This is a genomic window from Dysosmobacter segnis, assembly GCF_014297285.1.
In the GTDB taxonomy this organism is placed as follows: Bacteria; Bacillota; Clostridia; order Oscillospirales; family Oscillospiraceae; genus Oscillibacter; species Oscillibacter segnis.
In genome coordinates this window covers 1-19444 of record NZ_JACOQI010000003.1, presented here as the reverse complement: position 1 = coordinate 19444, position 19444 = coordinate 1, and the positions used below count along the sequence as shown (strand labels likewise).

Below are 19444 nucleotides of genomic sequence, written 5' to 3'. Positions count from 1 at the left end.
GGAATGAACAATGGATGTAGATCTGATTTTCAAAATTGCTGCTGTGGGGATCTTGGTCGCGGTGCTGAACCAGCTTCTGGTTCGCTCAGGCCGGGAGGAGCAGGCCATGATGACCACCTTGGCGGGTCTTGTGGTGGTCATGATGATCTTGGTGCAGGAGATCAGCGGACTGTTCCAGCTCATCAAGACCCTGTTTGATCTCTGAGATGGCGCTGGTGACCCAGGCGGCGGCGCTCTGCGTGATCGCGGCCCTGCTGGGACTTGTCCTCCGCCGGAGCAACCCGGAGATCACGCTTTTGCTGGCATTGGCAGCGGCAGCGGCGGTTTTGCTGGCCTTAGCGGAGCCACTGACGGAATTACTGCGGTTTCTGGAACGGCTGGCAGAGCAGAGCGGTGTCTCCCGGACGCTGCTGACGCCCCTCTATAAGACGGTGGGCATCGCCCTTGTGGTGAAAGTGGGCGGCGGGCTGTGCCGGGATGCCGGGGAAAGCGCGCTGGCCGCCGCACTGGAATTTGCCGGGACGGTCTGTGCCCTTTTGACGGCGCTGCCCCTGCTGCGGGCGGTGCTGGAACTGATAACGGAGCTGAGATGATGAAACGCTTGAAAATCTGCTGCTTTTTGGGACTGGCCCTCCTGTTGCTGACGCTCCCGGTCCGGGGCGCGGAGCTGCCGCCGGAGGTGGAACGGGCGCTGCCACGAGAGGCCGGTCAGCTTTTGAAGGATGTAGACCACTGGGACGTGAACAGCTTTCCGGAGGGGCTTTGCGCCATCTGGAACCACCTCCGAAAAGACGTGAACACCGTTTTGCGGCGTCAGACCCGTGGGGCGGTATCAGTGCTGCTGGTGGCGGTGCTATGCGGATTGGTCAGCGGTTTTCAAAAGGGTGTGGGAGACGAGAGCCGGTTTCTGCCTATGGCGGGCGGGCTGGCCGTCACTGCTCTGACGGCAGGCAGTCTGGACAGTCTGATGGGGGCGGGGACTGCGGTCATGGAGCAGATGAACACCTTTTCCAAGGCGCTCCTTCCCACGCTGGCCGCCGTTTCCGCCATCTCCGGCGGGGCCGTGGGCGCGACACTGCGGCAGATCGCCACGGTGTTTTTCGCGGACCTGCTGCTGGGGCTGATTCACGGACTGCTGATGCCCATGGTCTATCTCTACGCCGGGGCGCTGGCGGCTGGCTGCTGCCTTGCGGACAAGCGGCTGACGGCGGTGGCGGAGCTGCTGAAAACCGTCTGCACCAAGCTGCTGACCGCCGCACTGCTGGCCTTTACCCTCTACCTCACTGTAGGCGGCATTTTCGCTGGAACGGTGGACAGCGCCAGAGTGCGGGTGACGAAAACCGCCATTTCCGGCATGATCCCCGTGGTGGGGGGCATCATCGCAGAGGCATCGGAAACCGTGCTGGCCGGGGCGGGGCTTTTGAAGGGGGCTATCGGCGTGTTTGGCCTGCTGGGGGTGCTGGCCCTGTGTGCCTATCCCTTTTTGCAGCTGGGGATCCAGTACCTTCTCTACAAGCTGACGGCTTTTTTGGCCTCCGTCATCGGAGATACGGAGCTGTGCGGACTGATCGGCGGCCTTGGCGGCGCCTTCGGTCTGATCCTGGGCATGGTGGGAAGCTGCGCGCTGGTACTGCTGGTGTCCATTCTGGCCTCCGCAGCTGTGGTGACATCATGATGGCGGCGGCCCGGGCATGGCTGACGGCGGTGGTGTCCGTGACGCTGCTGCTATCCGTGATACAAATGCTGACGCCCAAGGGCAGTCTCCGGGAGATCACCTCCTTTGTGGGGGGACTGCTCCTGCTGGCTGTGCTTTTGCGGCCCCTTGGGAATGTGGACCTGTCTGCCGTCTCGCTGGATCTGTCCGCCTACCGGCAGACGGTGGAGCGGCGGCAGGCGGAATTGGAGCAAGAGGGGCAGAAAGAGCTGGTGGGACTCATAGAAGCCGAACTGGAATCATATATATGGGACAAGGCGGCTGATATGGGCCTGACGCTCCGGGTGCAAGTCACCGTGGAGCCGGACGGCAGCGGCGTTCCCGTCCCCGTTTCTGTGGAACTGACGGGGCCGAGGTCCGAAGTGCTGTCCCGGTGGCTGGAAACGGAGCTGGGCGTCCCGGCGGAAAGACAGGTGTGGAATGAAAACTGAAGGAGTGCGGAAGCTATGGGACCGATACAAATACGCGGCACTGATCTTGCTGATCGGCGCTGGGCTGCTGTTATGGCCCGGTGGGAGCGGGCACACGGCACAGACTGGTCAGAGCGAAGCGCCACCGGCCTATACAGCCGCGGAGACGCTGCGAAAGGACTTGGAGGAAATTTTGGGGCAGATCCAGGGCGTAGGGACCGTGCGGGTGCTGCTGACGGTGGATACCGATGGAGAACGGCAGCTGGCCCAGAATACGGAGCTGCGGTACAGCGGCAGCGCGACGGCACCGGAGGACTATTCCCGAACCTCGGAGCCGGTCCTGCTGGACGGCGGGGACCGGGAGGAGACCGTTGTGACCCGGACGGCGTATCCCACCTATCGGGGGGCGCTGGTGGTATGTCAGGGGGGCGACCGGGCCGACGTGAAGCTGGCAGTCACCGAGGCGGTGTCCGCCTTGACCGGACTGTCCAGCGACCGCGTCACCGTGGCAAAGTGTCAGTGATCATTTGGAGGAGGAACAAAGCTATGAGCGGAAACGCAAAGCGAAACCTTGTGGTAGGCACCATGGCGGTGCTGGTGTGCGCAGCGGTGGGGCTGAACTGGAAATACTCCACGCAGGAGGCCCTCCAGCAGGCAGAGGAGACAGGAACGAAAATTCTGGGAGAGGCCACGCTGGTCTCCGGTCAGGAGGGAACAGAGCTGGCGGAGGACACCGTCTACGAGGGGGACGATTACTTCGCCTCCGCCCGGCTTACCCGGCAGCAGGCGCGGGACAGCGCCATTTCTCTCCTTGAGGATGCCGCCAAGCAGGAGGATGCGGACAAAGAGGTGGCAAACCAGGCGTCGGAGAGTATTCAGGTGCTGGCGTCCTACACGCTGAAGGAAGCCCAAATCGAAAATCTGGTGACGGCCAAGGGGTACACCGACTGCGTGGCCTTTATGGGGGATGATTCCCTGAGCATCGTTGTATCCACGGCGGACGGAACGCTGAATTCCACGGATGTAGCCAAGATCACGGACATCGCCATGACTGAGACCGGCTATGCCGCCAGCGCCATTCGGATCATGGCATCAAATTAGCTGTTGTAATTTTCGGAATTGCATGGTAGAATAACACATTAGAAATGAAGTTCGCCGCCAAGATACAAAAAGGAGAATCACAATGGCTGAAAATAAGGGTTATATGACGCTTTCCGACGAGCAGGGAAGCATCCACATTTCCGAGGAGGTCATCGCCGCCATCGCGGTGGGCGCCGTCCGGGAGGTGGAAGGCGTTTCCGGCATGATGGGAAATCTGGGTACCAGCGTTGCGGATCTGGTGACCAACAAGAAGGGTGCTCAGAAGACCGCCAAGGGCGTAAAGATCGAAATGACCGAGACCGGTCTGGTGCTGGATATCTACCTGACGGTGGCATACGGCCACGCTATCCCTGAGGTGGCAGAGAATGCCCAGAAGGCTGTGGCCTCTGCGGTCAGCGATATGACCGGCTGCACCGTGGAAACGGTGAACATCCATGTGGGCGGCGTGACCCTGGCCTGATTGCCAGACTGAACAAGAGAGAAAAGGACGAGAGAATCTATGACACGGAATACCGCACGGGAAATTGCCGCGCATCTTTCCTACGAATTGAGCTTCACGGATAAAACCGTGGAAGAGCTGCTGCAGGAGCGGCTGACCAGCGAGGCGTTTGCCGAGCTGGCGGAGGAGGACTCCCTGTACACAGAAGCGCCCAACGCCAAGCAGGTGGCGTATATCACCCGCCTGGTGACCGGTGTGAATGAACACGCCGCCGAGCTGGACGGCTATATCGCCAAGTATGCTAAGAACTGGAAGTTCTCCCGCATTCCTCTGGTGGCCTCCGCCATCATGCGGGTAGCCATGTACGAGATCCTCTACATGCAGGACATTCCCAATGGCGCCGCCATCAACGAAGCGGTGGAGATCGCCAAAAAATACGAGACGCCGGAAACCGTGAAATTTATCAACGGAATTCTGGGCAGCTTCGCGCGGGAAGAGATCTCCCAGTAAGCATCTCAACAAACCGGCAGAGCGGATGCGGCACAGACCGCCTCCGTTCTGCTTTTTTACACAAGGAGACGCCATGGAACAGCGCAACCGGGGGATCGACCTGCTGCGGATGACCGCCATGTGGATGGTGGTCATTCTCCATATTCTGAATAAGGGCGGCGTTCTGGCTGCCGCGGCGCCCCTGTCTGCGGGGCAGGGGACCGCACGGCTGCTGGAGACTGCCGCCTACTGCGCCGTCAACTGTTACGGACTGATCTCCGGATATGTAGGCGTTCAGCGGCGCTTCCGGTACAGCGGTGCGCTGGCCCTGTGGCTGCGGGTGGCGTTCTACACGCTGGGCATCACGGCGGTATTTGCATGTCTGATGCCCGGCAGCGTCAACGGTGACCGGGTGCTGCGGGCCTTTTTCCCGGTGCTGTTCCGGCAGTACTGGTATGTGACGGCCTACTTCGGTATGTGCCTGTTCATCCCGTTTTTCAATCTGCTGCTGAACCGCCTTTCCAAGGGACAGCTGCGGCTGCTGGCGCTGTCCATCGTGCTGGTGTTTTCCGTTCTGCCCACCCTGCGGCAAAAGGACGTCTTCCTGACGGACAACGGTTACAGCGTCCTGTGGCTGTCCTGTCTCTACCTGCTGGGCGGCGTCCTGCGGCTGTGCGGGAGGCAGACGTCCCGCCGTCCCGCCAGCCGGGGGGCGATTTATGCAGGCTGCGTACTGGCAACGTGGCTGGTGCGTCTGGCAGGGGACCGGCTGTGGATGGCCCGGACGGGACACCTCTGCGACAAGGTGCTGCTGACAGCGTACACCTCGCCCACCGTTCTGCTGGCGGCGGTGGCGCTGGTACTGTGCTTCGCGGAGCTGAATATCGGCCCCCGTTTTGGGCGTTTTATCGAAAGCGTCTCGCCGCTGGCCTTCAGCGTGTACCTGATCCACGCCCATCCGCTGATCTGGGAGCACTGGCTGGCAGGCCGGTTTGCGTTTCTGGCGGACAAGCCACCGATTCTACTGGCATCGGGCGTTCTGGGCGGCGCGTTTGCCATCTACCTCGTCTGCTCTCTGGCGGACGTCCTGCGGGCAGGCTTATTCCGCTTGTTCCGTGTCAAAGCGTTTTCCCGGTGGGCGGAGGAAGCCGTATCGGCCCGGCTCCGCCCCTGGCTGGATAAGGAGTAACTATGGAGCGGCATATTTTCAGCGTCACGGAGGTCAACGAACTGGTGAAGCTCCTGCTGGACAACGAACCCATGCTGTCCGGCATCTGCGTCCGGGGTGAGATCTCCAACTATAAAATGTACCCCTCGGGGCACCACTATTTTTCCCTGAAGGACCCCACCGGAGCCATCCGGTGCGTCATGTTCAAGGGGCAGGCTCTGCGTCTGCGGTTTCGTCCGGAAAACGGCATGAAGGTGCTGGTGACGGGCCGGGTCAGCGTCTTTCCCCGGGACGGCGCATATCAGCTTTACTGCGACACCATGACCCCGGAGGGGGCGGGAGATCTGGCGCTGGCCTTCGAGCAGCTGAAGGAGCAGCTTTATAAAGAGGGGCTTTTCGATGAGGCCCACAAGAAGCCGCTGCCCCGATTCCCGGAGCGCATCGCCATTGTGACCTCCTCAGCGGGGGCGGCGGTCCACGATATGATCCGTATTCTGCGGCGGCGGTATCCCTTGGCAAAGGTGATCTTGCTGCCGGTGCGGGTACAGGGGGCGGAGGCCCCGCCAGAGATCGCGGGGGCCATCCGGTACGCCGACAAGTGGAAGATCGGCGATGTCATCATCACCGGCCGGGGCGGCGGCTCTATGGAGGACCTGTGGGCCTTCAACGATGAGCGGGTGGCCCGTGCCATCTACGCCTGCGAGACCCCGGTGATTTCCGCCGTAGGCCATGAGCCGGACGTCACCATTTCCGACTTTGTGGCGGACGCCCGGGCCTCCACGCCCTCCAACGCCGCGGAGATCGCGGTGCCGGATCAGGTGGAGCTGCGGCGGCAGCTCAACGACCTGGCGGAGCGGATGACCGGCAGCCAAGCGTCCCGCCTGCAAGCCCTGCGGGAGCGGGTGGATGCGCTGGGCCGCAAACGGGTCCTGACGGACCAACTGGCCTACGTACAGGACAAGCGCATGGAGCTTTTGCACTTGCAGCAGCGCCTTGGAGATCTGGCAAATGCCGAGATCGCGCGAAAGCAAAAAACCTTTACAGCTCTTGCGGCGTCACTGGATGCTATGAGCCCCTTGAAGGTTCTGGGCCGGGGCTACGCCGTGGCCCGGAACGAGGCAGGGCAGGTGCTGAAAAGCAGCGGGGAGACCCATATAGGCGAGCGGATACATGTGACATTGGGCAGCGGCGGCCTGACCGCCGTGGTGGATCATATCGAGGAGGCGCGAAATGGCGGCTAAAAAACTGAGCTTTGAGGAAAAGCTGTCCCGGTTGGAGGAGATCGTGGCAGCGCTGGAAAAAGGGGATGCCCCCTTGGCGGATTCCCTGCGGTTATTTGAGGAGGGGACCAAGTTGGTCAACGCCTGTTCCACGGAGCTGGACAAGGCGGAGCAGCAGGTGGTCAAGCTGATGAAGGGACCCGACGGCGCACCTGTGGAGCTGCCCTTTGAAAGTACGGAGGATTGACATGGAAAAGACTGCGTTTGACGCCCGGTATCAGGAATATCTGGCGGCCATCGAGGACTATTTGAACAGCTTGTTTGCGGAAAAGCCACACTGGGCGGACCTCTATGAGGCCATGCGGTACAGCGTTCTCTCCGGCGGCAAGCGGCTGCGTCCGGTGATGACGCTGGAGTTTGCCCGGCTGTGCGGTCTGGACTGGCACAAGGCCGTGCCGGTTGGCTGCGCGCTGGAACTGGTCCACACGTATTCTCTGATCCATGATGACCTGCCCTGCATGGATGACGACGATCTCCGCCGGGGTAAACCCACCAACCACAAGGTCTATGGCGAGACCTTGGCAGTACTGGCGGGAGACGCCCTCCAGCCTGCGGCCTACCGCCTGATCCTGACGGCTCCCGGCCTGACCGATGCCCAGCGGGCGGACTGCGCCCTGATTCTGGCGAACGCGTCCGGCCCGGACGGCATGGTAGCGGGGCAGGTGCTGGACACGCTGCACCATCCCTCTGCCCAAGATGAGTTAACGGAGGTCCACCACCTGAAAACCGGCGCTATGATCGCCGGGGCCTGTATGCTGGGCGTCGGCGCAGCCGGCGGCAGCGAGGCGGCCCGGAAGGCCGCGGAGGACTACGGTTATCAGCTGGGCCTTGCCTTCCAGATCCGGGACGATATGCTGGACGTCATCGGAAACGCCGACGAATTCGGCAAGCCCATCGGCTCCGACAAGGACGAGGGCAAGGTCACCTATGTGGACCTGCTGGGTCTGGATGATTGCGGCAAGCTGGTCCATGAGCTGACGGAACAGGCGGTCTCCGCCGTGTCCGACTTGGATCGGGACGGCTTTTTGACCGCTTTGGCGGAAAGCCTCACTGAGCGCACAAAATAAGGCAACAAACACCGGGAGGGATGACCCTTCCGGTTGTTTTCTTTGCAGAAATCCGCAGGCACGCATACAGCGAAGGTCCGCAAAAGGAAGCAAGAACGGACCGAAACCCGGAAAGCTGTTAAGATGCCGCCAGAAATCGCTCGTCGGGTCTATGAAGCACACCGTCAGCCGCTCTGTATATATACGGAAGCTGTTGCATATTTTCGCAAGCCATGCTATACTGATATGAGCTAAGCGGCGGCGCAGTATTCTAGTCAGATCTGCCGTTTCCGAGGGAGGACCTAAAAAGCCTCCAAAGGGCACACCTGTGAAACTTCTGGTGTCTGCTTGAGACGCCCAGTCTTGGGTGGATGCTGGGAGGAAGCGCGCTTTTCGCGCTTGCGGACTCAGGGCGATTTCCAATGGCATGGATACCCCGACCCTGTTTCCGTGGAGACCTGTTCTTGTGCGTGGACGTACTCCCATTGTGGTAAGCGGATCCATGTACGAAGCAGATGATGAACCTGCAATGCGGTGCATCGTGCCTTCGGGTGCGTAACGCTGTGTGCAGCCGTAGCCTGCCTTGCGTGAAGCTGGTGAATGTGGGATCAACACGGCGCTGTCCTGGCCGGGACGGCGATCGTGATCGCCCGCTGAAACCTGTTTTGCAAAAGAGGCTAAAGAAACGGACAGACTGTGGTGGAAAACACCTAGGCTGTTCATGGGAAGCGAATCAGGGATTGCAGTGCGGACTCAGTGGCAATCGGGTAGTGCGATCGGCGACGGCGCGCCTCGGAACTGAAAGGGGAACCGCCTCCATCGGCAACGAGAGGTGTTCCGTGGGGAAAACAAACCCGCACCTAAGCCGCAAGATTTACCTGGTTTGCTGCCGCTGACTTAGCATATCTGAATGATAACGGAGGCGTTTTTTTGAAAAAACCTTCCAATCCGAAAACCGGCAAGAAGGAACATAACCACTACCGCTGGGCGCTGACGGCCTTTGTCATGGCCGTGGCCCTGTCCGGGCTGCTGAGCCTGAGCTCCGAGGCCATTTTGGAGAACGCCGGTCTGCTGCTGGCGCTGCTGATCCTGGCGCTGTTCATTGGACTTGGCATCCTGTTTGACATCATCGGCGTGGCGGTGACCGCGGCGGATCCCCGCCCCTTTCACTCCATGGCCGCCCACAAGGAAAAGGGCGCAAAAGAGGCGCTGAAGCTCCTGCGGAACGCGGACCGGGTATCCAGCGTCTGCAACGATGTGGTGGGCGATATCTGCGGCATCGTCTCCGGCGCTACCGGCGCGGTGATCGTGGCCCGTCTGCAAAAGGGACTGGACCTGGAAAACGTGCTGATCTCCGTGGGTGTCACGGCGCTGATCTCCGGCGCTACCATCGGCGGAAAAGCGCTGGGAAAGCCCTTTGCCATGAATCAGAGCAAGCGGGTGGTCCATCTGGCAGGCCGGTTTCTGCATTTGTTTCATCGCGGCTGAGTCTTTGCTGATCCATACAGCCGCAGGAGGTCATTGTGATTCTGGATTCCATTCATTCCCCTGAGGATATCAGGGCACTCGATCAAAATCAACTGCCGCAGCTTTGTAAGGAGTTGCGGCAGTTTCTGCTGGAAAACGTGTCGAAAACAGGCGGACACTTTTCCTCCAATCTGGGCGTTGTGGAGCTGACGGTGGCGATCCACCGGGTCTTTGACACCGCCCATGACCGCCTTGTGTTCGACGTGGGGCATCAAGCCTACGTCCACAAGGCCCTCACCGGCCGTCAGGCGCTGTTTTCCACACTGCGGCAGCTGGACGGCCTCTCCGGGTTCCCCAAGCCCCACGAAAGCGTCCATGACGCCTTCATCGCGGGCCACGCCTCCAACTCCGTTTCCGTGGCGTTGGGCATGGCGAGGGCAAGGACCTTGCAGCACCAGGATTATCAGGTCATGGCGCTGATCGGTGACGGCGCCCTCACCGGCGGACTGGCCTACGAGGGTCTGAACAACGTTGGGGCCTCCGGTGAGCATATGATCGTTCTTCTGAACGACAACGGCATGTCCATCGACCCCAACGTGGGGGCTTTGCCGAACCATCTTTCCAAGCTGCGCAGCAAACCTGCCTACTACCACTTTAAGAAATGGTATCGGGGCCTCTTTGGAGAGTCTCCCTCCCAGTCCGCCATCTATCGCTTTAACCATCGGCTGAAAACCAGCCTAAAAAAGACACTGTGGCCGGGAAGCACTCTCTTTGAGGATATGGGCTTCACCTATCTTGGTCCCATCGACGGCCATGATCTGCCCCGCCTGTGCGATATGCTGACATGGGCCAAGGAGCTCACCGGCCCGGTGGTGGTCCATGTCCACACCCAGAAGGGTAAGGGCTACGCCTTCGCAGAGCGGGACCCCGGCAAGTTCCACGGGATCGCGCCCTTTGATCCGGAAACCGGACTTTTGAAAAAAGCACCCGGAGAGACCTTTTCCTCCGTATTCGGCAAGACCCTCAGCGATTGCGCCGGGGAGGACAGCCGCATCTGTGCTATCACCGCCGCCATGGAGGAAGGCACCGGCCTGACAGTATTCGAGCAGGCCCACCCGGAGCGATTCTTCGATGTGGGCATTGCGGAGGGGCACGGTGTTTCCATGGCTGCCGGTATGGCCAAGCAGGGGATGATCCCTGTTTTCGCCGTGTACTCCACCTTTTTGCAGCGGAGCTACGATATGCTGGTCCACGATGTGGCTCTGCAAAAGCTTCATGTTGTCCTTGGCGTGGACCGGGCCGGTCTGGTGGGTGCTGACGGCGAGACCCACCACGGCTGTCTGGATGTTTCCTATCTCACCAGTATTCCGGGGTTCACGGTCCTGTGCCCCGCCAGCTTTGCGGAACTGCGGACCATGCTTCATCAGGCGCTGTTTGAGATCGACGGCCCGGTGGCGATCCGGTATCCCAGAGGGGGAGAGGGCGTTTTTAACGCGGACACCAGCACTCAGGCCGCAGTTCGCTTGAAGGATGGCCGTCAGGCAGTCCTGATCACTTACGGAACGCTGGTGGAGCAGGCCCTGTCCGCCGCGGAGGAGCTGGAACGATCCGGGATCTCCACCCGCGTGGTGAAACTCAACCGCATCGCCCCTCTGGACACGGCGGCGATCCTCCGGGAGACAGAGAGAGCCAAGACAGTCCTGATTTTGGAGGACTGTTTTGAAAACGGCAGCGTGGGCCAGCAGCTGGCTGCGGCCATGGAAGAGGCCGGGCAGTGCTGTCCCCACATGATTTTGCAAAATCTGAAGGATCACTTTGCCCCGGAGGGCACGGTGGATCAACTGCGGCATCGGTTCGGCCTTGACGCTGACGGTGTGGTAAAAACGGTAAAGGAGGCCATGTCCTGTGAGCAATAAAACGAGGCTGGATGTGCTGCTGACGGAGCAGGGGCTTCAGGAAAGCCGCCAGAAGGCACAGGCCACCATTATGAGCGGTCTGGTGTTCGTCAACGGTCAGCGGGTGGACAAGCCCGGAACAGCGGTCCCCAATGACGCAAAAATCGAAATTCGTGGGAATACTTTGAAGTATGTAAGCCGGGGCGGTCTGAAGCTGGAAAAAGCCATGGCGGAATTTCCCATTGAGTTGAATGGCTGCATCTGCGGAGACATCGGTGCCTCCACCGGCGGCTTTTCGGACTGTATGCTGCAAAATGGAGCCAGCAAGGTCTACTCGGTGGATGTAGGCTACGGCCAGCTTGCCTGGAAGCTCCGTGAGGACCCCCGTGTGGTGTGCATGGAGCGCACCAATGCCCGGTACCTGACCCATGAGCAGATCCCGGACGAGCTGGATTTTGCCTCCATCGACGTGAGCTTTATTTCCCTGAAGCTGATCCTGCCGGCGGTGGCCAACGTTTTGAAGGACGGCGGCTATGTGGCCAGTCTGGTAAAGCCCCAGTTTGAGGCCGGCAGGGAGAAGGTAGGCAAGAAGGGCGTTGTCCGGGACCCGGCAGTGCACAAGGAGGTGCTGGAGCACTATCTGGAGCACGCAAGGGAAGCGGGCTTCGGTGTTCTGGGACTGACCTATTCTCCTATCCGTGGACCGGAGGGGAACATCGAGTATCTGGGCTTCCTGCAAAAGGGCGCGGAAACCACCGCAGCCTTTGACTTGGACGCTCTGGTGGAGGAATCCCATCAAACCCTGAAGGAGCACGGAGAGGGGACGGTATAATGGAACCGAAAAAAATCATTCTCTGTCCGAATCCGGACCGGGACACCGGAATGAAGGCCACAAAGTCCGCCATTGCCATTTTGCGGGACATGGGCTTTCAGACGGTGGTCTGTTCGCCCTTCCGGGACCCGAAAACCGACGCCTTCGGAGATCTGCCCTCCAAGCCGCTGCTGCCGGAATTGAAGGGTGCGGATCTGGTCATCACCCTTGGCGGCGACGGAACGATCCTGCATCTGGCCAAGCTGGCGGCGCTGCACAAGATCCCCATGCTGGGTATCAACATGGGGGGACTGGGCTTTCTGGCGGAGCTGGAGGTCGGCTCTCTGAATGCTTTGCGCGGCCTGAAAAACTGGGATTTTCCCATTGAAGAACGAATGATGCTGGACGTTTCCGTTCTGCGGGACGGCAAGCAGATCTATACGAATATGGGCCTGAATGATGCAGTGATCCGAGAGGGCCCCATCTCCCATGTGATCCATCTGAAGGTATTTTCCGACGGAAAGCACCTTGCGGACATCGCGGGAGACGGCGCCATCATTGCCACCCCCACAGGCTCCACAGCTTATTCACTCTCCGCCGGCGGCCCGGTGGTGGAGCCGGTGGCCCAGATCCTGACTCTGACACCCATCTGCACCCACAATATGCGCTTTTCCTCTTACGTTCTCTCGCCGGACCACACCCTGACGGTCTCCTTTGAGCGCAATGGCCGCAAGCCGATATTCCTGTTTGTGGATGAGAGTCGGGCGTTCCCTCTGCATTCCAACGATATTGTCCAGATCCGCCGAAGCCGGTATCTGACCCGGCTGGCGCATCTGTCTGAAAAGAGCTTCTGCGAAGTATTCGCGCAAAAAATGCTGCCGGGAGGTTTCCAGTCATGAAAAACAATCGCCAATCCATGATCCTTGACATCATCGCAAAGGAACACATCGAGACCCAGGAGCAGCTCCTGGAGCAGCTGCGGCAGCGGGGCGTGGCCAGTACCCAGGCCACCATCTCCCGGGACATCAAGCAGCTTCATCTGGTGAAGGAGCCTACGGGCCACGGCACCTACAAATACGCGGTTTCCAGCAGCCGTGCCCGTCTGAACATTGCGGACAAGCTGCGCACCATCTTCCATGAGAGCATCACCAGCGTGGACTGCGCCCAGAACATCGTGGTATTCAAGACGCTGGCCGGTCTGGCCGGCGGCGCCTGCGAGGCCCTGGATCACATGGATGTCAACGGCATGGTGGGTACGCTGGCAGGGGAGAACACGGTCTTCGTGGTCATGAAGGACAACGCCTGTGCGGAGACCTTCTGCCAGGAGATCCGGGAAATGCTGTAAACCACCGGCAGAAACCCATTCCGAAGGGAGACGCGGAACATGCTGGAATTGCTTCACATTGAAAATATCGCGGTGATCGAGTCGGCGGATATATCCTTCCGCCCCGGCTTCAACGCCCTGACCGGCGAGACCGGCGCCGGCAAGTCCATTGTGATTGACGCCATGAGCGCGGTTTTGGGCGGGCGGGCCTCCCGGGAGCTGATCCGGACCGGCGCGGACAAGGCCTTTGTCAGCGCCGTTTTTTCTCAGGTCCCGTCCACACTGCCGGGACTGGCTGACAACGGCGTCACACCTGACGAGGACGGCAATCTGCTGTTGCAGCGGGAGATCTGTGGGGACGGCAAGAACGTCTGCCGCGCCAATGGCCGCCCTCTGACTGTTACCCAACTGCGCCAGATCGGCGGAGAGCTTTTGAACATCCATGGCCAGCACGACGGCCAGCAGCTTTTGGATGAGGAACAGCATGGCGCGTATCTGGACCGCTTCGGGCGGATGGAGGCCCCCTTGGCTGCCTACCGCAGCGCCTACAACGCCATGGCGGCTATCCGGGATCAAATTCGATCCTTGCAAATGAATGAGGCGGAGAAAGCCCGGCGCATGGATTCCCTCCGGTTCCAGATCGACGAGCTGGAGCGGGCGGAGCTGGTCCCCGGCGAGGAGGAGGAACTGAACGCCCGGCGGGAGCTGCTGCGCAACGGCGAGAAGTATATTGCCGCCCTGTCCGGGGCCGATTACTGTCTCAGCGGCGATGACAACGGTGCAGGCGCGGTCTCAGCCATCCGGGAGGCAGAGGAGGCCCTTCGGGGCATCCGCACCCTCAGTGATGAGTTGGGTGAGCTATACAAACGGTTGGAATCCATTCGCTGTGAAGTATATGACCTTGCCGAGACGATTCGGGATAAACGGGCAGAATTTGCCTTTTCTCCCGCGGAGTTGGACGCCGCGGAGGCCCGGACCGACCAGCTTTACCGCCTGAAAAAGAAATATGGCGCCACTGTGGAGGACATGATCGCCTATCTGGAACAGTGCCGCAGTGAACTGGACGCCATGGAGACGGCGGACGATACCCTGATCCTGCTGAACGGTAAATTGAAGAAGGCGGAGGCTGTTGTCCGTGCCGCCAGCGCGGAACTGACCCAAAAACGGAAAGCGGCTGCCCAAGCGCTGGAGCAGCGAATTCAGTCGGAACTACGGGATCTGGACATGAACAAAGTTCGCTTTGCTATCGAATTCACGGAAAAAGAGCCTGCCGCCGACGGCTGCGACGTGATCCGGTTCCTGATGTCCGCCAACGCGGGAGAGGACCTGCGGCCCATCGCTAAGATCGCCTCCGGCGGCGAGTTAGCCCGGATCATGCTGGCCTTGAAAAACGTGCTGGCGGAGCAGGAGTCCATTGCCACGCTGGTATTCGACGAGGTGGATACCGGCGTTTCCGGCCGCGCGGCCCAAAAGGTGGCGGAAAAGCTGACTCAGGTGGCCCGGCACAAGCAGGTACTCTGCGTGACCCATCTGCCACAGCTGGCCGCAATGGCAGACACCCATTTTTCCGTGGAAAAAGGGGAGAGCGGGGGACGGACGTTCACAAGAGTCATCCAATTGGACCGGGAGGCCCGCAAAGCGGAGTTGGCTCGGATTACCGGCGGCAGTCAGGTAACGCCCGCGCTGCTGGAAAGTGCCGGCGAACTGCTGGATCAGGCGGACGCCTATCGAAAGCAGCATTTTGTGTAAGCCTGTCTTTGTATTGCCTCCTTGTTGCAAAGCTTCACAAGGAATTTGTGTACTTTTGCTGTCGCCCCCTCGTGGGGTATGCGGGTTGAAATGTATGGGCGCAGAGCGTATGAAGCAGATGACGGACGCCATCACACTATTCAATCTTGTTTTTGAAAAAGAAATGGAGACACAGGTGAATGAACACCGCACTGAACAAGAAATTCTTTTCCTATGTCATTCCGTCCATCCTCGCATTCGCATTGTCGGGGGTTTACACCATTGTCGATGGGTTCTTTATCGGGCAAAGCCTCGGTGATACAGGATTGACCGCCATCACATTGGGCTATCCGATTTCCGCACTGATCGGAGCGGTCGGTACGGGCCTTGGCCTGTCGGGAGCGATTCGCTTTACGATCCTGAACGCGCAGGGGGAAACCCAAAAGCGTCAGGAGTGCTTTTCCGGAACAACGCTGCTGATGCTGCTGACTGCCGGTTTATTGACGGCGATCCTATTTGCTTTTGCCCAGCCGATTCTTCATCTGCTGGGTGCAAGAGGCAATATGCTCACGCTCTGTGTCATGTATGCCCAGGTAATCGCGCTGGGCGCTGTTTTTCAGCTTTTGGCAACCGGCTTCGTCCCATTTATCCGCAATATGGGCGGGGCAACGGTTGCCATGATAGCCATGGCTTTCGGCTTTGCAACGAATATTGCTTTGGACTATGTTTTCGTGTGGGCCCTGAACTGGGGAATGGCCGGCGCTGCATGGGCGACCATTATCGGACAGGCCGTGACTATGATCGTGGCAGTCATTTTCTTCCTTGTAAAAAAGAGCGGATTTTGCCTGCCGGAACTGCGGGAGCTATGCAGGCTTTGGAAAAATGTCCTGATCGTCTCGATCTCGCCCTTTGGTTTGACCTTTTCTTCCATCATCACGATGCTCCTCATAAATCGCTTTCTGCTTCTGTACGGGGATGAGCAGGCAGTTGCGGTTTACGGCTGTATCGGCTATATTACCGCGATCCTCTATCTGCTGCTGCAAGGAGTAGGCGACGGCAGTCAGCCGCTGATCAGCCAGTATTACGGAAAGGATGACCGATCTTCCGTTCAGGCTGTCCGAAAGCTGGCCTACCTGACCGCTGCTGCGATCACGGCAGTCTGCACGATCGGTGTCTATCTCGCGAGAGCAAAGGTCGGCACGCTGTTTGGCGCTTCGGCAGAGGCAAACGCCGGGGTCATCCGGTATCTCCCACTTTTTCTCGCAACGCTGCTGTTTCTGGCGTTTGTCCGTATTACAACATCTTACTTCTACGCAACGGAAAAGAATGGACTTTCCTACCTTCTCGTATATGCTGAGCCGGTCTGCACGCTGCTGATGCTTCTGATCCTGCCGCCAATGCTGAAGCTGACCGGTGTCTGGCTTGCCACGCCGGTCGCGCAGGTCATCACCTTTGTGATCGCATGGGCCGCCAAGCAGCGTGTAGATGTAAACATTTAGAGTGACACCATGATGCACCGTTTGCAGAGGTACGGAACCGTGAATAGCAAAAGACATCCAAGAAATTTGATCCTTGGATGTCTTTTTGTCAGTAGTTCTTTTCATTCGGTTCCATCCAGTGCGCTTTGCTTTGCCAAATCTCAGGAAGTGGATCCCTCCCGTTCCCGGAGGAACTAAATAGTGTCATTAACGTTGGGATCGTTGGGGCAGATCGACCTGATCGTGATCAAAGGAGGTCAGCCGTTTCACCCGCGACCTGCGGCAGGGCGGGATGATTCGATTTGAGCCGCAAGGCAAAAAAATAAGCACATCCGGGCGGATGAGCTTAGTAAATTAAGCGGTTAGAATAAAAGATTGATATAAAATAAACCAGCCAAAAATAATGCAATAAGAAAGACGATCATTGTATTTTGAACCCGTCTGTCATGGTGATCGCTCCTTGGTTTTAATTTCTTATGGCCATTGGAAAAGCCAGATGAAAGTGATTACTTCAATTCCGAAAAGAAAAAGAAGGAGCTTTCCCGGCACAGAAGTCAGAAAGTCTTTCATTTCATCCTTGAAACGCATAACAATCCCCCCAAATTTATTGTAGCAAAGATCGCAAAAATGTCAAGAAGGGGAGATGGCGCATACGCGAGGAATCCACCATTGTCATCAAGGCGACAGGCCGATACTCGGAAAAGGTCAAGTGGATGGGAATTGATAAGGGGCATGATCCTCAAGATGGTGAACAAATTGATCGGCAGTGCAAAAAGACGGTCAATTATCTCAAAAATTTGCCAAGACCTTTCTGCGCGGAAGATTCCGTATTTCTGAAAGCATGAACAGACCGCCGCTCTCAGAGCGGCGGTCTGTTTTATTATTTGGACGGTGTATCAAAGCTGGGGTTCAGATAATAGACGTTTTTGCTGTTCATCCGCTCCTTGGCCAGACGCAGCGCCTCGCCGAAACGTACAAGATGGAAATCATAAACCTTCAAATGCGCCATTCGATCTTGATGGAATCGCTGGTCGCATAGATGACACGGATAAGCTGATCTACCGTCTGTCGCTTATCGTCGAAGCTCAGTTCATCCCACATGGTCAGATGATTGCTGATCTCCGTGTAGTCGGCCTCCTTGTGCAGCTTCAGCTCAGATATGCGTTTCATCAGCTCTTGCTTTTTGCCGTCCAGTTCCTTGATGCGTCCGCTGATATAACGGAACATGGTATCGTCTGCAACCGACAAGCGCTCCATTAAGGCGGCAATCTCACTTTCGACTTGCGTGAGCTGGACGCTCAACGCAGTCAATTCAGGGTTAATGCGATTTCCTTTACACTGTCTGAGTTTTCTGAATTGTGCCAACTTTTTTCGCATCTCATCATAGATGAGTTGCTCAAACTCGTCCGTGTAGATCGTTCCGGGACCCGCACAGGCTTTGGCGTTCATTTTGTTGGAGCAGAGGAGGTATCTGGAGCGGGTGGTCGAATAGTGCTTATCCACCAGCGCGTATCCGCAGACGCCGCATTTGATCTTTCCCGCCAGCCATGTGTTCTTGGCCTTCTGATACGGCTTGATCTGCTGTGCTTCCAGACACTTGGCACGGCATTTCAGCCACAGGTCGGCGGGAATGATCCCCTCGTGCGGCGCCAGCACCAGATAATTGCCCTCCAGATTCATCTGCTTGCGGCCGGTGGAATCCTTTCCTTTATAGTAGTAGCACCCGTTTGTGCCAATAAAATCGCCTGGGTCGTTTGCCATGATGGCGCCTTGGTCCCGATAGAACTCATAGACGGATAGATCCGAGCGAACGTAAATGGGATTTCGCAGAACGTCTGCAAGGCGCGTGCGTCCCCATGGCTTTCCATTTTTGAGAATGCCGTGGCTCTGGAAGTAGCGGATGATGTCGCCGTAAGAGCATTCCGGCTTGGAATAAAGCTCATAGATCAAACGCACCTGCTCTGCTTCTTCCGTGTTGATCTCATACATGGACGTCTTGACACCATCAATGGTTGTCGGGATCAGCCGGAATCCATACGGAACTCTGCCGCCCATATAGAAGCTCTTTTGGCTGCGGGAGTAGTAGGCGTCAGCCACGCGCTTTTGAATGGTTTCTCGTTCCAGCTGCGCGAATACAATGCAGATGTTGAGCATGGCGCGTCCCATGGGGGAAGATGTATCGAATTTCTCTGTTGTGGACACAAACTCGACCTTGTGTGTTCCGAACTGCTCCATCATATTGGAGAAGTCGAGGATGGAACGACTGATGCGGTCCAGCTTGTAAACAACGACCTTGCTGATCACTCCGTTTTCGATGTCGTTCATCATTTCCGCAAAGGCTGGGCGGTCTGTATTCTTCCCGCTGTAACCCCTGTCGGCATAAACCTTGTACTGTTCACCTCTCATTTCATATTGGCAGAACTCAATCTGGCTTTCGATGGAAATACTATCGGCTCTGTCAACAGATTGTCTTGCGTATATTGCATTCATTTTGTAGCTCCTTTCTCATAGAAAAGAGCTGCTGACAGGTACATCATACCGCAGCAGCTCCTAAATAGCTATCATTTTCCTGTTGTTTTTCGTATTTGATAAAAATCTCGAAAAGACCTTCCTCGATACATCGCCGCTGCTCCATGCACTCTTCAGCGGTAAGTTGAGGGGAGAGGTTTTCGATTCGAATCATGGCTTTTCTGCCGGAAACGATATGCGCATCACTGTCGTAAGTGAAGGGGCGGACAATAATAATGATCACCTCCCATGGGTGCTATCACTCTATTTATAAAAAACTTGTCCTATGCAAAAGAGACAGACCCAGTCGGTCTGTCTCTTTCACCGGTATAATTCATGGCAGGGAAGTACGGATCACCTACATGCCTCCCATCGTTTGCTCATGCTGTTGCTTTTTCTGCTCTTCCCGCGCGGCGTGTTCATCCAATTTTTCTTTCACAGCCAGAGCCGCGCCTGCGGCGAAGCCAATCGCCGCACCGAAGTTTTCGGCGGCGATTTTCGCCTCTATGCGCCGCCGCTTTTCCTCGGCATCCTCATCCAATAGCGATCCCGCGGCAGCCAGCCCGGCCACGGCGGGGATCAGAGA

23 protein-coding genes are annotated in these 19444 nt (G+C 58.1%); 19 read left to right on the top strand and 4 right to left on the bottom strand.

Translation table 11 applies throughout. From position 1 onward, the window contains the following. Nucleotides 1–10 precede the first annotated feature (10 nt). The 19 genes from spoIIIAC (at nt 11) to H8Z83_RS04445 (ending at nt 16371) form a co-directional block, all read left to right on the top strand. On the top strand, nt 11–205 hold the full coding sequence (gene spoIIIAC / locus H8Z83_RS04535) for a stage III sporulation protein AC (protein ID WP_187013948.1): 195 nt from the start codon (nt 11–13) through the stop codon (nt 203–205). Next, nucleotides 195–593 (top strand): stage III sporulation AC/AD family protein, encoded by a 399-nt coding sequence (locus tag H8Z83_RS04530; protein ID WP_243184736.1) that lies wholly within the window; start codon nt 195–197, stop codon nt 591–593. Before spoIIIAC ends, H8Z83_RS04530 begins: the two co-directional genes overlap by 11 nt. Further along, nucleotides 593–1675, top strand: a complete 1083-nt coding sequence (locus H8Z83_RS04525; protein WP_187013947.1) for a stage III sporulation protein AE — start codon at nt 593–595, stop codon at nt 1673–1675. The genes H8Z83_RS04530 and H8Z83_RS04525 overlap by 1 nt, the downstream gene beginning before the upstream one ends. Further along, nucleotides 1672–2145: a stage III sporulation protein AF gene (locus H8Z83_RS04520; RefSeq protein ID WP_187013946.1), complete on the top strand. Its 474-nt coding sequence runs from the start codon at nt 1672–1674 to the stop codon at nt 2143–2145. Before H8Z83_RS04525 ends, H8Z83_RS04520 begins: the two co-directional genes overlap by 4 nt. Then, nucleotides 2135–2647 (top strand): SpoIIIAG-related protein, encoded by a 513-nt coding sequence (locus H8Z83_RS04515; RefSeq protein ID WP_187013945.1) that lies wholly within the window; start codon nt 2135–2137, stop codon nt 2645–2647. The genes H8Z83_RS04520 and H8Z83_RS04515 overlap by 11 nt, the downstream gene beginning before the upstream one ends. A gap of 23 nt (nt 2648–2670) precedes the next feature. Beyond that, nucleotides 2671–3225: a SpoIIIAH-like family protein gene (locus tag H8Z83_RS04510; RefSeq protein ID WP_187013944.1), complete on the top strand. Its 555-nt coding sequence runs from the start codon at nt 2671–2673 to the stop codon at nt 3223–3225. An 82-nt stretch (nt 3226–3307) separates the two neighbouring features. Beyond that, entirely contained in the window at nt 3308–3685 is a 378-nt protein-coding gene (locus H8Z83_RS04505; RefSeq protein ID WP_187013943.1) for an Asp23/Gls24 family envelope stress response protein, read from the top strand. A 39-nt stretch (nt 3686–3724) separates the two neighbouring features. Next, the gene (gene nusB / locus H8Z83_RS04500; protein ID WP_187013942.1) at nt 3725–4174 is read left to right on the top strand and encodes a transcription antitermination factor NusB; all 450 of its coding nucleotides are present in this window, start codon (nt 3725–3727) and stop codon (nt 4172–4174) included. Nucleotides 4175–4247: 73 nt separating this feature from the next. After that, complete coding sequence (locus tag H8Z83_RS04495) at nt 4248–5342, top strand: acyltransferase family protein (protein ID WP_187013941.1); 1095 nt, start codon at nt 4248–4250, stop codon at nt 5340–5342. A 2-nt stretch (nt 5343–5344) separates the two neighbouring features. Then, nucleotides 5345–6562 carry an exodeoxyribonuclease VII large subunit gene (gene xseA, locus H8Z83_RS04490; RefSeq protein ID WP_187013940.1) on the top strand — a complete coding sequence of 406 codons (1218 nt, stop codon included), beginning with the start codon at nt 5345–5347 and terminating at the stop codon, nt 6560–6562. Beyond that, on the top strand, nt 6552–6788 hold the full coding sequence (gene xseB, locus H8Z83_RS04485) for an exodeoxyribonuclease VII small subunit (protein WP_187013939.1): 237 nt from the start codon (nt 6552–6554) through the stop codon (nt 6786–6788). Before xseA ends, xseB begins: the two co-directional genes overlap by 11 nt. Nucleotide 6789: 1 nt before the next feature. After that, a complete protein-coding gene (locus H8Z83_RS04480) occupies nt 6790–7668 on the top strand; it encodes a polyprenyl synthetase family protein (RefSeq protein ID WP_187013938.1) in 879 nt (292 codons plus the stop codon). 909 nt (nt 7669–8577) lie between these two features. Next, nucleotides 8578–9135: a hypothetical protein gene (locus tag H8Z83_RS04475; protein WP_187013937.1), complete on the top strand. Its 558-nt coding sequence runs from the start codon at nt 8578–8580 to the stop codon at nt 9133–9135. A gap of 35 nt (nt 9136–9170) precedes the next feature. Next, complete coding sequence (gene dxs / locus H8Z83_RS04470; RefSeq protein ID WP_187013936.1) at nt 9171–11030, top strand: 1-deoxy-D-xylulose-5-phosphate synthase; 1860 nt, start codon at nt 9171–9173, stop codon at nt 11028–11030. Beyond that, nucleotides 11020–11841, top strand: a complete 822-nt coding sequence (locus H8Z83_RS04465) for a TlyA family RNA methyltransferase (protein WP_187013935.1) — start codon at nt 11020–11022, stop codon at nt 11839–11841. The genes dxs and H8Z83_RS04465 overlap by 11 nt, the downstream gene beginning before the upstream one ends. Further along, nucleotides 11841–12719, top strand: coding sequence for an NAD(+)/NADH kinase (locus tag H8Z83_RS04460; protein WP_187013934.1), 879 nt, complete (start codon nt 11841–11843; stop codon nt 12717–12719). The genes H8Z83_RS04465 and H8Z83_RS04460 overlap by 1 nt, the downstream gene beginning before the upstream one ends. After that, the gene (locus H8Z83_RS04455) at nt 12716–13165 is read left to right on the top strand and encodes an arginine repressor (protein ID WP_187013933.1); all 450 of its coding nucleotides are present in this window, start codon (nt 12716–12718) and stop codon (nt 13163–13165) included. The genes H8Z83_RS04460 and H8Z83_RS04455 overlap by 4 nt, the downstream gene beginning before the upstream one ends. A 39-nt stretch (nt 13166–13204) precedes the next feature. Next, nucleotides 13205–14893 (top strand): DNA repair protein RecN, encoded by a 1689-nt coding sequence (recN, locus tag H8Z83_RS04450; protein ID WP_187013932.1) that lies wholly within the window; start codon nt 13205–13207, stop codon nt 14891–14893. Nucleotides 14894–15072: 179 nt separating this feature from the next. Next, nucleotides 15073–16371 carry an MATE family efflux transporter gene (locus H8Z83_RS04445; RefSeq protein WP_243184735.1) on the top strand — a complete coding sequence of 433 codons (1299 nt, stop codon included), beginning with the start codon at nt 15073–15075 and terminating at the stop codon, nt 16369–16371. 859 nt (nt 16372–17230) lie between these two features. Here the strand turns inward: H8Z83_RS04445 and H8Z83_RS19855 are convergent. The 4 genes from H8Z83_RS19855 to H8Z83_RS04430 all read right to left on the bottom strand — a co-directional run. Beyond that, on the bottom strand, nt 17231–17359 hold the full coding sequence (locus H8Z83_RS19855) for a hypothetical protein (RefSeq protein ID WP_256435295.1): 129 nt from the start codon (nt 17357–17359) through the stop codon (nt 17231–17233). Then, nucleotides 17347–18840, bottom strand: coding sequence for a recombinase family protein (locus tag H8Z83_RS04440; protein WP_178540733.1), 1494 nt, complete (start codon nt 18838–18840; stop codon nt 17347–17349). Before H8Z83_RS04440 ends, H8Z83_RS19855 begins: the two co-directional genes overlap by 13 nt. 43 nt (nt 18841–18883) lie before the next feature. After that, entirely contained in the window at nt 18884–19102 is a 219-nt protein-coding gene (locus tag H8Z83_RS04435; protein ID WP_178540731.1) for a hypothetical protein, read from the bottom strand. A 114-nt stretch (nt 19103–19216) separates the two neighbouring features. Then, nucleotides 19217–19444, bottom strand: a 228-nt coding sequence (locus H8Z83_RS04430) for a hypothetical protein (RefSeq protein ID WP_436231643.1), incomplete at its 5' end; no start/stop codon positions are given.